This is a genomic window from Candidatus Limnocylindrales bacterium (genome assembly GCA_035559535.1).
Taxonomy (GTDB): Bacteria; Moduliflexota; Moduliflexia; order Moduliflexales; family JAUQPW01; genus JAUQPW01.
On the sequence record DATMBG010000045.1, the window covers coordinates 18,005 to 32,619 of the forward strand.

The following is a 14,615-nucleotide window of genomic DNA, read 5'->3' on the forward strand; positions in this document are numbered from 1 at the left end:
AGAAGCCTGTGAAAATTACCTGCGAACAGACCTGCAATAAGCGCAAATCGCGTTAAACTTTACCGGAAGTCCTATACGTATGTTTATGATGCACGACCCATTCTGGAAGAGGATCCCAGTGTATTTTTTGATGTAGTTCATTTTAATGAAGATGGACATAGAAGAATTGCCCAGGGTCTTTGTGAGTTTATTATAGCCCACAGTTTCTTACCTAATAATAAGATATGAACCGTCACCCTTCGGCTTCTGAAATTTACTTTACTTCTATCCTTGAGCAGGCCCCCCATGTACTCAGTTTGATGGATCGTGAACCCTTAAGTCCAACTGCCGGCTGTTGTGATCGTACCTATTGGGCCTGGAAGTTTGTAGACTTCCCGGGGGCTCGTTTCCAGGAAGCGTTATGCGTTTTAAGTTTTTTATATTCAACCCCTTTGGAAAATAACCCCTATTTTCATAATGCAAAACTGCTGAACTGGATCGGTCTGGGAATGCGTTTCTGGTCGGCCATTCAACATTCCGATGGAAGTTTCGATGAGGCCTACCCATTGGAACGTTCTTTAGCCGCTACGGCTTTTACAACTTTTTACCTGGGAGAAGCCCTTGAATTTACTAGAAATGATTTGCCGAAGGACCTTCAAGCCCAGCTACGACAGACCATGGTGCGGGCAGGTCAATGGTTGATCAAAAATGATGAAACCCATGGTTTTCTCTCGAATCACCTTTCCGCTGCTGCTGCCGCTCTGTATCATGTTTACCGGATTACAGGGGAGGAGATCTTCGAACAACGGAGTCAATACTTTATCGAAAAAATCCTGAGTCGACAGTCCCGGGAGGGTTGGTACGAAGAATATGGAGGGGCCGATCCAGGATACCAAACCCATGGGAGTTTCTACTTAGTGCGCCACTGGCAACTGAGCCAGAATAAAGATCTGGCAGAATCTCTAGGTCGTTCGATGACCTTCCTGGCCCATTTTGTGCATCCAGATGGGAGTCTGGGAGGGGAATATGCCAGTCGTAATACCCAGACTTATTACCCCGCTGCTTTTGAGATGTTTGCAGCCTACCATCCCATAGCCGCCTGGATAGCTGAGACCATGCGACCTTCAGTAGTCAATGGGGCGGCAGTGAGCTTGAGAAGTGTGGATAGTTACAACTATTTTCCTTTTCTTAATAATTTCGTCTTTGCCTATCTGGCCTGTGTCGATAAGAATCGTATTCCCCTCCAGCCGGAAGAACCATCCCGTCAACCGGGGCTTGTCTGGTTCCCGGAGGCAGGAATCGCCCGTATTCGCCGGAAACGCTATGATGCCTATATCGGAATAGCCAAGGGAGGAGTCATAAAGGTTTTCGATCGTTTCCATAAAAAGCTGGTTTATAGCGATTGTGGGTATATCGGTCGACTCCATACCGGACAGCTTTTTTCTACCCAGTGCGAAGATCCTCACCGGATCTTTTCCGTCGAGCCGGACAAAATCGAGGTCAAAGGCATATTCTTCGAGATCTCCAGACCCACCATGGGACCTTTCAGGTTTGTGGCTTTCCGCCTGTTTACCTTATCTTTTGGGCGTTTGACCGGTTTAGGCCGATGGCTCAAGAGGTATTTGGTGAAGGCACTGATTTATCGCAAACGCCCACTAAAGATTCAGTTCAGACGGATCATAAAATTTGACGAAACCAGGGTGGATGTTTACGATGAAATTTCCGGACCGGATGGCGAGTATGTTGAGAATTTACAATGGGGAGAAGTATTTACCACCATCCATATGGGCTCGTCCCGCTACTTCATTAACCATGAATTGGGGGAAGGGTCTGGATTGAACTCCGACAGGCTCCGGGAGATTAATCCAAAGCAAATTGGATCGGGTATAAAATTGCAACGCAGGATTAATTTCCCCGAGGATTAAGTGTGGGAGTGTGGGAATGCGAGAGTATGGGAGTATGGGAGAGTATACCCCCATACTCCCATACCCCCACACTCCCATACTTAAAAACACACTCTCCTATAACGGATCAGGGACAAAATGTGCGGACTTTGTGGGTATGTTGGAATTAAAGAAGAAGGTCTTTTGGAAAGTATGACGGAGGCTTTACGCCACCGGGGACCTGACAGTGTGGGTTACTTTAAGGCCGATGGGGTAGGCTTGGGGCATCGTAGATTAAGTATCATCGATGTGGCGGGGGGGCATCAACCCATGGAGAATGAAGATGGGTCCCTGGTCCTGGTCTATAATGGGGAGATTTATAATTATCAACCTCTCCGTGAAGAATTGTTACGGCGAGGGCATATCTTTCGAACGAAATCGGATTCTGAAGTCATTTTGCACCTTTATGAGGAATCAGGACCGGAATGCCTACAACGATTGAATGGAATCTTTGCCATTGCCATTTATGACAAGAAAAAACGGCAACTGTTTCTGGCCCGGGATCGATTCGGTGTAAAACCGCTCTATTACCTGCACCTACCGGGCCGCTGTTTTTTGTTTGCCTCTGAGTTCAAATCAATTCTGCGTTATAAGGGGTTTGAACCTACCCTGAATCCCCAGGCCATTCATGAATATCTGACCCTTCGTTATGTGCCGGGTCCTGGTGGAATGTTTACAGAACTCCGGAAACTTCCGGCTGCACATTATGCCATCGTTCAGAACGGACAGGTCACCTTAAAGCAGTACTGGCAACCCGAACTATTCGGGGGACCTTTCAAAGGTACAGAAGAAGAATATCTGGAAGGTTTTGCCGAGCATTTTGAACGAAGTGTTCGCATGCAGTTAATTTCAGAAGTCCCATTGGGGGTCTATTTAAGTGGAGGATTAGATTCCAGCGCAATTACAGCGGTAACGGCCCGGCTGGTTTCAAAACCGGTTCGTACATTTACCGTAGGCTTTAACTATGAGCATGATGAGCTGGCTGAGGCGGCTGAAACCGCCAGACTTCTGGGATGCGAACACACCGAAATTGCCTGTCGGATCTCGGATATCGAATTACTCCCTAAGATTATTTATCATCTGGATGAACCCATTGGAGATCCCATCGTCATTCCCATGTATCAACTGGCGCGTGAAGCAAAAAGGCAGGTTACAGTTATCTTGGCCGGTGAAGGAGCCGATGAAATACTGGGGGGATATCTGTTCCATAAAGCACTCCTGGCCGGTCATCAAATGACCCGTATTATCCCAGGCCCTATCCGGCGTGCCCTTCTACCCCCGGTCCTGTCCATGATCCCGGCTGGATTACTTAACTTAGCCTTCAGCTACCCGGCCAGTTTAGGCCGACGAGGTAAACTTAAGGTCCTGGATTTTCTTAACCTTTTAGAACCCTGGCAATTACCAGAAGCTTATAGCCATCTTATCTCCCTGTTTGATGCACGGGATACGGTGGAACTTTACACGGAAGATTTTAAAAAATCCATTCCTTTTTTTCCCAAGACTCCAGACAGAGCTAAACCCTTCTCTGAGAGAGATCTAGAGGTTTTGGACAGCCCGGCGCCTTATCTGAACCGTATTATCCACCTGCAGTTTTCCCACTGGTTGCCCGATGATATTCTTATGAAGCAGGATAAGATGTCTATGGCCCACGGTATCGAAGCCCGTGTTCCTTTTTTAGACCATGAATTGGTCGAGTATGTGCTCCGGTTACCTCCGTGGTTAAAAATTCGTTTGGGGAAATCCAAGTATATCTTGAGGCAATACGCCCGGCGAATTTTACCGAAAAAAATCACATCTCGCCGGAAAATGCCCTTTTATGTCCCTATAGAGAAATATTTTTCCGAACCTAAATTCCAAGAGCTCATGTACGATACTCTTTCCGAGAGGTCAATCCGTATCCGCGGCATCCTACGACCGGAAGCCGTTTCGAAACTTCGTCAAGCCATGCATCGCGGTGAATTCGTGTTTGTCAAACAAGTATTTAGCCTTATCGTCCTGGAGCTCTGGTTCCGAATAGCTGTGGACCGTCAAGGTAGTACCTAAACCCTTTAGAAAGGAGCTTAGAAGTCAGACCTGGGAATGCAAGCGCCTCACTTTAAGTTGGTGAGTAGTGAATAGCGAATAGCAAGTACCTCACTCCCCTTCCCTTTCTAAGGTAGGTTTTTTCTAACTTACCCTTAAAAGGAGGGGAAAGAGGGTATAGGCGCCAGGATAAGGTAGAAATACAGGCGCAATGCCTTGCGCCCCTACTTAACTGGGAGTGCAGGTGTTTCACCTCTATCCCCCATCCCCCCCTTCCCCCGCGAGCGGGGGAAGGGGGATAGGGCTTTCTGACTTCTGACTTCTGATTCTGGCTATGGATATTTCGGTTATTTGCCCGTTTTACAATGAAGTAGAAATTATTGAGCAGGCTATCCAGCAACTCCTGGATCAACTCAAACTATTGGACGGAGAATGGGAGTTGATCCTTGTTAATGATGGCTCCACGGACAATTCAGGTCAGATTGCCCAACAAATCGCCAAAGATTGCCCGAATTTGCGTGTACTGGGTTATCCTTATAACCGCGGTCGTGGTTATGCCTTGCGAACGGGAATTGCAGCAGCCCGGGGTAACATTATCATAACCACCGAAATAGACCTGTCCTGGGGTGAAACCATCATCCAGGATCTCATCGGAGCAATGCGGAAATGGCCGGATGCCGACATGATTGTGGCCAGCCCGAATTTACCAGGAGGCGGTTATAAGAATGTTCCTTTTAAACGGGTATGGCTCAGTCGGGTCGGTAATCGCATCATCCGAGCTTGTATGGCCAATGCCGCCACTATGAATACGGGTATGACCCGTGCCTATCGCCGGGAAGCAATCCAATCCCTGCCGCTCTATGAAGATGGTAAAGAATTCCATCTGGAAGTCATGTTGAAAGCAATTGCATTTGGGTTTAAAATTCGGGAGATACCGGCCATCCTGGAATGGAAGGAATATAAGTATCGGGGTCGGCGTATTGAGCGGAAGAGTTCCTCAAAAGTAAACAAACTGATCGTCTCCCATAGCCTGTTTAGTGTTCTCGCCAATCCTGTACGATATGTCTGGGCCATGAGTTTAATCTCTATGCTCTTGGGAATTATCTCCTTTATCGGTGCTGTGATTCTCTTCTATTTGAAGATGGTATCGGCCTATACAGCTCTGATGAGCTTCTCTCTTATGATTCTGGCCATTCTCTTATTCGTTCTGGGGGTTGTGGTCAAACAAGGCAATATGATTCAACGCGAACTCTGGATATTACAGCGTTACCAGCTCAGTCTCCTTCATGACCGGGATAAGGACCCTGTTTGAGACGCGGAGTTCTGAGACACGGGGATACGGGGAATTCTGTCTCCGCGTCTCAGCTATAACCCTTCGTGGATAACCCAAATCAATGTACGGGCGCAATGCCTTGCGCCCCTACTACGTGTTTACCAACACCTTATGGATCGTTATTTGCTTCTGATCGCCGTTTTGGCCTTGATACTCTATTTACCAGGTGTCTGGTGGGGCGCACCCCATGCCACGGGGCCGGATCGAGTACACTCCTGGGGGGTGGACGATGAAACACCTTTAGGTCCCCTTGCAGAGGTTCATAATATTATTCGGCCCAAGCCTGATCGTAACCTCGGCTATCCCCTGATGTACTCTTTCTTGGTTGTAATCGCCTACTCACCCTATCTCCTTTATCTAGGGCTGACAAATAAACTCACCACCCTTACGGCCGTATATCCTTATGGTTTGTCAGACCCCATAAGCACTTTGAAGATACTCAGTGGGATTGCCCATTTTGTTTCGATGTTAATGGGTGTCGGAACGGTTGTAGCAGCCTATGATATAGGTCGTACAGTATGGGATCGGCGGGTAGGGGTTCTTGCCGCCTTATTCGCTATGACAGTATTTCCCATGTTTTACTATGCTCGCACCGGTAACGTGGACGTACCGACCTTGTTTTTCATTGCACTGGCTACGGCGGCCTTTACCCGATGCCTTATCTATGGCCTTACGGTTCGGCGAGCCATAAGCCTGGGTATTTTTGTTGGCTTTGCTCTGGGGACCAAAGAATCCGCAGCCGGAGCCTTTCTGGCAATGCCGCCGGTCCTGTTGCTTCTCCATGGACAAGACGCAAAGAAGTTAGGGGGAGGATGGTCCTGGGCTTTCTGGAAGGCGCCCCTTGCCGGACTCCTGGCAGCCGTTTTAGCTTTGGGTATTGGAAGTGGTCTTTTTGTAGATCCGGAACGATACTTTGCACATGTAAAGTATCTTAATAAACGTGTGGAAGACCTTTCCACGGGAGACCATCCGGTCGCTCTCACCTACCCTTATACCCTGGAAGGAAATCTCCAATACGCCAGGCAGATGGGTAAATACCTCGTCGATATCATGACACTACCCGGGCTTGTATTGGCTACTTTGAGCGTCTTATGGGTTCTAGGACGTGAGCCGAAGGCTGCCTTGCTGGCTTTACCGGCCTGTTCCTACCTGCTTTTTATGTTCCTGTCAGTACGATCGGCCCAGATGCGTTATTTACTACCTATGGGATTTTTACTGGCTTTTTTCCCGGCGCGAACGGTGGTACACACCTGGAATTCTTCATCGCCTGTGACCCGACTGATCTTTACGCTCTTTGCAGGAGGAATTCTCTTCACAGGACTTCTACGAGGAATAGAATTGACCTATGAAATGATCTATGATTCCCGTTATGCGGCAGGAGCATGGTTAGAGTCACGTACAGAACCCGGCGATCTTATCCATTACTTTGGATCCTCTCAAAAGAATCCCCCCCTCAAACCCGGAGTTATCATGAAGGCGGCCATCGGCTACTATGGCATGGATGTACGACCCCGGGTTGACGAAAAAGCCGTACAGGAGATCCTCCAGGAGTGGAAAGAAAAAAGACCCAAGTTCATTATCATAATGCCAGACCATACGAGTCCACCGGGAGTTCCTTATAGTCATACCTGTCCTCCTCAAATTTACGAAGGCTTGCTCAACGGTACCCTGGGTTATCAACAGGTCGCTTATTTCCAGACCCCGCCTTTGTTCCCATGGCTCCACCGACCTCCCCTGGATTATCCCACAGTCAACCCACCCATCCGTATTTTTCTTCGGGAAGATACAGATCATACCATTAAGTTAAATCCAACCGTAACCTACCAAACCATCACAGGTTGGGAAGTCACAACGATTAAATCGGGTTTCTTCATACCCCATAGTCCGATGCATAAATATAAAGACAGGATATATGATCTGGCTGTCAATGAATTGGGCATTAACCGCGTGCGCTTAGAGATAACCAGCGGGCTTGAAAATCCTGTAGATTATGGGGCCGAACACGTAGCCGGACGTATGTCTTATAAAGACTGGGCAAAGGTCCGTTATCAGGTCATAAATGATAACGAGGATCCCTTTGTCATTAACCCAAACGGATTTCATTTCACGGAATTAGATGCCCGGGTGGATAATATGGTGCTTCCTCTAAAACAGAGGTTAGAAGACAGGGGAGAAAAACTCTACATTAATCTTACCTATGTTGACTTCGGACCTTCCAAATTTAAACATAAAGATTTTCCGGAAGAATATGCCGAATTTATCTTAGCAACCTTTTTGCATCTTCAGGATAAATACGGCTGGGTACCCGATGCCGTAGAAGTAACCCTGGAACCTGAAAACTCTCACTGGTCTGGAAAACAAATAGGTCAGGCCATGGTAGCGGCAGGTAATCGCCTTAAAGCTTATGGTTTCCATCCTAAATTCATTGCTCCCTCAAATACCAATATGGCAAAGGCCATTACCTGGTTCGATGAAATGATGCGCGTGCCTGGGGTCCGGGCTTATTTATCTGAGTTTTCCTATCATCGCTACGGTGGCGTGTCAGATACCAATCTTTATACCATCGCCGGCAGAGCAGAACAATATAAGATTAATACCGCCATGCTGGAACATATTGGAAGCGGATACGAGGATCTTCATAAAGATCTAAAAATAGGAAGAAATTCAGCCTGGGGCCAATATACCTTAGCGGGACCCGGCGAAGATGCCGGAGGCCGTTATTTTTGGGTTGATACGAGCAATCCCGATCATCCCATTGTAAATCTGGGAAGCCGGGCCAGGTTCTTGCGCCAGTATTTTAAATATATTCGAAGCGGTGCCGTGAGAATACAGGCAACAACTTACAGCAACATCTTCGATCCCCTGGCTTTTATTAATACCGATGGTAAATATGTAGTAGTGGTTAAAGCCACCGCCGGAGGTTCTTTTTCTATTCAAGGGTTGCCCGCCGGTACTTATGGCATTAAGTATACCACTTTCAATCAGTATGATGTAGACTGGCCCGATACTACCATTACAGATAATCAAACGGTTCAGGCAAGTATTCCTGAACCCGGGGTCATCACCGTATATGCCAAATAACGGGTCATCGTTCCCCCTCGCCATGGTGGGAGATTAGTCGAGAACCTGGTCTCAAGATGGTGAAGGAAAATAAACAAAATCCAACAAACTATGAAAAGTAAACAACCGATCATGGCAAAGTCCGGTGTTATCGTAATTCTTCTCACGTTGATAGGTCTGACATTACGCTTCATAAACCTGAATCAGGGACTCTGGTATGATGAAATCATAGCTCTGGTCCGGTTTATCCGGTTACCTCTGCGAGATCTTCTAACCACGTATACTTCAGAAAATCAACACATGCTTTACTCGGTACTCGCCCATCTCTCCATTGTAGAGTTTGGTGAACATATCTGGTCTCTTCGCTTACCGGCAGTTGTTTTTGGGGTTGCCAGTATCCCGGCACTTTATCTTTTGGGAAAAACCATAACCAGCAGATGGGAAGCCTTACTGGCCACCGCCCTGATGACGGTTTCTTATCACCATGTCTGGTTTTCCCAAAATGCACGGGGATATACAGGACTTCTTTTCTGGACTCTCGTGGGTACTTATCTTTTCCTTCGAGGTTTGCAACAGAATCGGATCAACCTCTGGATCGGATATGGGATAGCCATGGCCTTGGGAATTTATACGCATCTCACCATGGTTTTTGTACTCCTGAGTCATGCCATTGTTTTCGTTTGGCAGCTTTACTCCGATAAGAATAAAGGGGAACTGGTAAAGACCGATTTGAAAATGCCCTTAATAGGATTTGGTTTAACCGGACTCTTCACAGCACTCCTGTATGCACCGATTTTACCTCAAATGGTTGCCCATTTTGGAGGTGGTGGAACCATTCCATCTCAGTGGACAGAGGTTTTTTGGGCTATATCCGAAGCAATTCGTGGTTTAAAAGTTGGTTTTGCCAAAGGAGTTCTGGGGGTTTTAGGACTCTTAGTAGCCGGTTTTTTCTTTACTTGTGGGCTTTGGAGTTATGCAAAAGAGAATCGAAAGGTATTTGCCCTGCTGGTTCTTCCAGGGCTTCTGGGGGCTGTTCCGCTAACACTCCTGGAGCATAACATCTGGCCGCGATTCTTTTTTTACACTCTGGGCTTTATCCTTCTTATCGCCGTTCGTGGAGCCATGGTCGTGGGGAAATTAATCGCGGGACTACAGGTCGGTCAGAATAGTGAAATTTATGGCATGAAAATTGGATCAACCATCATTGGTCTTCTCATCGGGTTATCCCTAGCTTCATTACCCTTTGCCTATCAATATCCCAAACAGGATTATGAAGGAGCCATGAACTTTGTCGAGAAAGTAAGAAAGCCTTCGGATCTCGTGGTAACGGTGGGATTAGCCGCCGTTGTATATGAGGAGTATTATAAAAAAAATTGGGAAGTCATTACCACCGTCGAGCAGCTAAATCAAATTCGCGCACAGGCCCCGGAGACGTGGTTAATTTATGCCTTTCCCATCTTTGTAGAATCTCGATACCCCGAAGTTATGGCCGCCATTTTTAAAGATTTCACCCCGGTTAAAATATTTCCGGGTACCCTGGGAGGGGGGGAAATTTACGTTTGCAAATCCAATAAGGCTAGCTAAAGTATTTTAAGTGTACTAAAGTGCCTGAAGTTAAAGAAACTTCCAAGGCTTTGGCTCATTCAGGCACTTTAATTTACCTTTGTAGGGGCACGGCGGCGCCGTGCTCCTACTCCATAATTATGCAAGAAGATTCTCTGAAAAGTAAAAATTCTGATCAGGAAGCTACGGTCTGTATTGTGATTCCTGCTTATAATGAGGAGAAAGCGATTGCAGAGCAGATTCAGAAAGTTCGGTCTGTTATGGGCCAGACAGACTGGCATTACCAGATTATTGTCGTGGATGATGGATCAACGGATCGTACGGCAGAGGAAGCAAGCAAGTACGAGGTACAACTGATTCGACTTCCCAGGAACCGAGGGTATGGGGCTGCGCTTAAGGCTGGTATTTCGGCTGCCAGGTCCGATTATATTGTTATTATCGATGCAGATGGTACTTATCCCGCCGAGGCGATTCCGGAACTCCTGGCCAAGGTTCCCGAATATGATATGGTCGTTGGAGCAAGGATAGGCCCCAATGCCCAGATCCCCTCCCTTCGAAAACCGGCTAAATGGTTCCTGACAAAACTGGCCAGTTATTTGGCGGAACAACCTATACCCGATCTTAATTCAGGTCTGCGGGTTATGAAGAAGGCCGTAGTAGAGCAGTTTTATTACATCTTGCCCTCGGGTTTTTCGTTTACAACCACCATTACCCTGGCTCTTCTCTGTAATGATTACCTGGTATACTACCACCCCATTGAATATTATCGCCGGGTCGGACAATCCAAGATCCGACCCGTCGATACATACCACTTTTCACTTCTTATCGTACGAACCATTGTTTATTTCAATCCCTTACGGGTCTTTCTACCCCTGGGCTTGATACTTTTTTTGATCGGAGTTGCCAAGTTTATTTATGATCTGTTTCTTGAAAATCTATCTGAAACGGCTGTAACAGGATTTTTAGGAGCCTTCATTGTTTGGGCCTTAGGCCTTCTGGCGGATCAAATCGCAAAAGTCGGACTTGGTTCAAGGTTGAAACGATAAAACTTAATATGGGTGCTTTTCCTTCCAAAATATGGCAGAAACCTTCCACCCGAATTATTATAAGCTTATCCCTTCTTGGGTTTTTGTTGGTAAAGTTGCCCCTTTCCGACCTCTGGCAGGCTATTCGGCAGGTTTCGCCCGGGCTATGGATATTTTCAATTCTGGTGTTTATGATGGGACATGTGCTGGGGGTGGTTAAATGGAGTCTTTTGATTAACATGGGAAAAAACAAGCTCCCTTTCCTCGTTGCGGCCCGTTGTTACTTTGCCGGACTGTTTGCAAATCTTTGTCTGCCTTCAATTGCAGGAGGAGACATTGTTCGTGCCGCTATGGCCATGGGATTTCCCAATGGAAAGGCAGAAAGTAGGGGCGGGAGGCCCCCCGCCCGTACAGAAGCCGTTCTTTTGGGAAGTGTTTTAGACCGATTTTTGGATATAGCTTCTCTGGCGTTTCTGATGTTTTTGGGTATCTGGTCAGCACCCGGAGCCGTAACAACGGAAGATCGTAGGGTCCTTTCCTGGGCTTTATTTTTCCTGTTCGGCTTTGCCCTTTGCACTCTGCTTTTCCTCCTCCTTCCACTCCCGAAAAGCATACCTGTTCGACTGGGCTTATGGATTACTCGCTGTCGTCAAATCATCCGGCACTTACTCAAAAATCCGGAGCGAGCTCTGGTCGGATTCGGTATAGCGACCTGTGTTCAAGGAGCCTTTGTTCTGTTAGCTGCCACTTTGGGAGCAGCCTGTGGCATTCACCTGGCCAGATCGATTTGGTTTCTCATCTGGCCTTTGTCGAAACTGGTGGCTTCGCTGCCCATCAGTATGGGTGGTCTGGGTGTTCGTGAGATAGCCCTTGTAACCCTGTTGGGGCGATTTGGGATCCCGGCCTCCAGTTCTGTAGGATTAGGTCTACTCTGGCAAACCATTCTGGTCGCCGGAGGGGGAATGGGGGGGCTCCTCTACCTTCTCCTGAAGAGAAATACTTCAAGGTCAGATGTTCGGGCGGCCTGGCGTATCTCCCATAAAAAAATATGACAAAGCCAAAACCTCAGATCGTTATCTTAGGGGCCGGACCTGCCGGGTTAGGGGCTGCATTCCAGTTAGCACGACACAAAAAAGCCCGGGTTACGGTATTGGAACAACGGGATCGGGTGGGTGGAAATGCAGGGAGTTTCGAAGTGGAAGGATTGTATCTGGATTACGGAAGTCACCGCCTTCATCCGGCCTGTAACCCGGCGATACTCCAAGACCTTCAACAGTTACTGGGAAATGATTTGTTGCTTCGACCTCGACACGGTCGTATCCGTCTAAAAAACAGATGGATTCACTTTCCCCTTAAACCCCTGGATCTTCTTATGAAGCTGCCACTCAGATTTGCTCTGGGTGTCCTGACCGATGCGTCCCTGAAAATCCTGCCTCCCTCAAAGGAAAAATCCGATCGGGATGAAACATTTGCTTCCCTGCTGGAGGGTCAGTTGGGTAAAACCATCTGTCGGGATTTCTACTTCCCCTATGCCCGCAAGATCTGGGGAATAGCTCCCGAGGAAATATCCGATGTTCAGGCCCGGCGAAGGATTGCTGCAAACTCTTTGGGAAAGATGTTTAAGAAAGTTTTTTCAAAGTTACTAGGGAACTCCTCCCCATCCACGGGGCGGGAAGGTAATCGTCCATACTTCTACTATCCCAGACGGGGTTACGGCCAGATATCCGAAGCCCTCTCCCGGGCAGCTATCCGGGAAGGGGCCGAAATTATCCTCACCGCCAGGGTACAGGAGGTATACCGGGAAGGGGATCGGGTTAAGGCCGTTACCTATAAAGACCCTTTGACCCGGCATACTTTACAGGCTGATTACGTCTGGTCTACCCTTCCTCTAAATATACTTATCCAAAGCCTGCAACCCAGGCCCGAGGAGGAGGTCATTCTGGCCGCCAAAAAAATCAGGTTTAGAGCGATGATCCTTATCTATCTGGTGCTGGAACAGGATCGATTCAGTGAATTCGATGCCCACTATTTTCCAGAACCGGAAATTCCTATTACGCGGATTTCTGAACCTAAAAATTATAACAACGCGGTGGAACCTGTTGGTCTGACAGCTTTATGTGCCGAATTACCCTGTGAAACCTCCCAGGAGGTTTGGGGGATGAAAGATGAAGACCTGGGTCGAATGGTCCTGGAAGCCTTGAGTACCGCAAAGATACCTGTTACGGCTCCTATCCGGCAGGTATTCACACGTCGAATTCAACATGCCTATCCCATCTATCAAAAAGGTTTTGAAAGGTATTTTCAACTTCTGGATCATTACCTTGAGGGCATCGGAGGCTTATTAACCTTTGGCCGTCAAGGATTGTTTGCCCATGATAATACCCACCATGCCTTATACATGGCTTACTCCGCCGTGGATTGTCTAAATGAACAGGGTGATTTTGACCAGGAAAAATGGCGAAGGTATCGAAATATTTTTGAAACCCACGTGGTAGAGGATTAAAAATAGAGGGGAAAGTGAAATGAAAACCTCGCAAATTCTTAAGGATTTGTTGGCAAAAGTAAGTCTGGCTCTCATGAGTCTGATAATTTTTTTTATTGTCTTAGAACTGGGATTCCGTGGAATCGAAGGGTTAAGCAACTGGATGCACAAGTCCTCTAAACCCTGGGCTATCTATGATGAAGACCTTTTATACCGACCACGACCTGACTATGAAGATCTTAACTCAGATGGATTGAGAAATAGACCCATTGATCCTGTAAAAACAAAATTTAGACTTTTAATCCTGGGGGATTCCATCCCTTTTTATGGGGATAACCCTGAAGATACTTACGTGGGACGACTAGAAACTAACCTCCATAAAGACCCTGATCTTGTACCCATAGAGACCATCAATGCCGGAATAAAGGGTTATACCAATTACCAGGAACTTGTTTATTTAAAAAAATACGGATTAAAATTCAATCCCGATCTTATAGGCGTAAGTTTTTGTTTAAATGACCTTCATAAATTTCTCCACCAGTTTAAGGTTGAAAATGGGGAAATTGTGAGTGATACCTATGAGTTTACAGAAGAAGCCGTTCATTCGGTGGACAGTACGGCTTACCAGCTTGCACGCAAAAGTCATTTTCTTGTATGGTTACGGCATAAGCTCAGTATATTTGAGAGTCTCATCGAACTGAAAACGCAGGAAGGCTTCACCTTTGATTATCGACCGGATTTTAGAACAGCCTGGAAGGATGAATCGTGGCCTCCCATTGAAAACCAACTGAAGGAGATGGTAGAACTCGGCAAGACCCATGGTTTTCGTGTATTTTTGGTTGTATTTCCGTTTGGTGAGCAGCTCCGGGAAGACTATCTGGCGCGAGACCGGGCTTACGTAACCAAACCCCAACAGAAGTTGAAAGCAATTTGTGAACGGCTGGGTATCCCTATGCTAGATTTATTTCCGGATATAGATCGAAAAAAACACCTCCTGGAAGATCAGATTCATTTAACCCGAGAGGGAAGAGAACTGGTGGCCGAGAAAATAGCCCTGTTTCTTAAAAGGGAGCAATTGGTTCCAACCCGTTCTATGATTTCCCAACAAAAATAGGAAGTAGGGGAGTAGGGGAGTATGGGGATGTGGGAGTGTGGAGGTAGGGGAGTATGGGGGTGTAGGAGTATAGGAGAATATACTTCCCTACTCC

The 14,615-nt window shown here is 47.0% G+C and carries 9 protein-coding genes; all 9 read left to right on the plus strand.

Features of this window, described 5'->3' with window-relative positions; genetic code table 11:
• Positions 1-224 precede the first annotated feature (224 nt).
• The 9 genes from VNM22_17525 to VNM22_17565 all read left to right on the plus strand — a co-directional run bounded on the left by VNM22_17525 (position 225) and on the right by VNM22_17565 (position 14,521).
• Entirely contained in the window at positions 225-1,904 is a 1,680-nt protein-coding gene (locus tag VNM22_17525) for a hypothetical protein (GenBank protein HWP48960.1), read from the plus strand.
• 117 nt (positions 1,905-2,021) lie between these two features.
• On the plus strand, positions 2,022-3,965 hold the full coding sequence (gene asnB / locus VNM22_17530) for an asparagine synthase (glutamine-hydrolyzing) (protein HWP48961.1): 1,944 nt from the start codon (positions 2,022-2,024) through the stop codon (positions 3,963-3,965).
• Positions 3,966-4,278: 313 nt separating this feature from the next.
• Positions 4,279-5,256, plus strand: a complete 978-nt coding sequence (locus VNM22_17535) for a glycosyltransferase family 2 protein (GenBank protein ID HWP48962.1) — start codon at positions 4,279-4,281, stop codon at positions 5,254-5,256.
• A 132-nt stretch (positions 5,257-5,388) separates the two neighbouring features.
• Positions 5,389-8,358: a glycosyltransferase family 39 protein gene (locus tag VNM22_17540; GenBank protein HWP48963.1), complete on the plus strand. Its 2,970-nt coding sequence runs from the start codon at positions 5,389-5,391 to the stop codon at positions 8,356-8,358.
• 90 nt (positions 8,359-8,448) lie between these two features.
• Positions 8,449-9,921, plus strand: coding sequence for a glycosyltransferase family 39 protein (locus VNM22_17545; protein ID HWP48964.1), 1,473 nt, complete (start codon positions 8,449-8,451; stop codon positions 9,919-9,921).
• 119 nt (positions 9,922-10,040) lie between these two features.
• Positions 10,041-10,946, plus strand: coding sequence for a glycosyltransferase family 2 protein (locus VNM22_17550; GenBank protein ID HWP48965.1), 906 nt, complete (start codon positions 10,041-10,043; stop codon positions 10,944-10,946).
• Positions 10,947-10,954: 8 nt separating this feature from the next.
• Positions 10,955-11,977 (plus strand): lysylphosphatidylglycerol synthase transmembrane domain-containing protein, encoded by a 1,023-nt coding sequence (locus tag VNM22_17555; protein HWP48966.1) that lies wholly within the window; start codon positions 10,955-10,957, stop codon positions 11,975-11,977.
• A complete protein-coding gene (locus VNM22_17560; protein HWP48967.1) occupies positions 11,974-13,428 on the plus strand; it encodes an FAD-dependent oxidoreductase in 1,455 nt (484 codons plus the stop codon). Before VNM22_17555 ends, VNM22_17560 begins: the two co-directional genes overlap by 4 nt.
• A 19-nt stretch (positions 13,429-13,447) precedes the next feature.
• Positions 13,448-14,521, plus strand: coding sequence for an SGNH/GDSL hydrolase family protein (locus tag VNM22_17565; protein HWP48968.1), 1,074 nt, complete (start codon positions 13,448-13,450; stop codon positions 14,519-14,521).
• Positions 14,522-14,615: the final 94 nt, after the last annotated feature.

What these genes read in the sequence shown, in the direction of transcription:
- VNM22_17555 (HWP48966.1), top strand. Translation starts at nt 10,955, where the DNA reads ATGGGTGCTTTTCCTTCCAAAATATGGCAGAAACCTTCCACCCGAATT.
- VNM22_17535 (HWP48962.1), top strand. Translation starts at nt 4,279, where the DNA reads ATGGATATTTCGGTTATTTGCCCGTTTTACAATGAAGTAGAAATTATT.
- VNM22_17560 (HWP48967.1), top strand. Translation starts at nt 11,974, where the DNA reads ATGACAAAGCCAAAACCTCAGATCGTTATCTTAGGGGCCGGACCTGCC.
- asnB (HWP48961.1), top strand. Translation starts at nt 2,022, where the DNA reads ATGTGCGGACTTTGTGGGTATGTTGGAATTAAAGAAGAAGGTCTTTTG.
- VNM22_17545 (HWP48964.1), top strand. Translation starts at nt 8,449, where the DNA reads ATGAAAAGTAAACAACCGATCATGGCAAAGTCCGGTGTTATCGTAATT.
- VNM22_17540 (HWP48963.1), top strand. Translation starts at nt 5,389, where the DNA reads ATGGATCGTTATTTGCTTCTGATCGCCGTTTTGGCCTTGATACTCTAT.
- VNM22_17525 (HWP48960.1), top strand. Translation starts at nt 225, where the DNA reads ATGAACCGTCACCCTTCGGCTTCTGAAATTTACTTTACTTCTATCCTT.
- VNM22_17565 (HWP48968.1), top strand. Translation starts at nt 13,448, where the DNA reads ATGAAAACCTCGCAAATTCTTAAGGATTTGTTGGCAAAAGTAAGTCTG.
- VNM22_17550 (HWP48965.1), top strand. Translation starts at nt 10,041, where the DNA reads ATGCAAGAAGATTCTCTGAAAAGTAAAAATTCTGATCAGGAAGCTACG.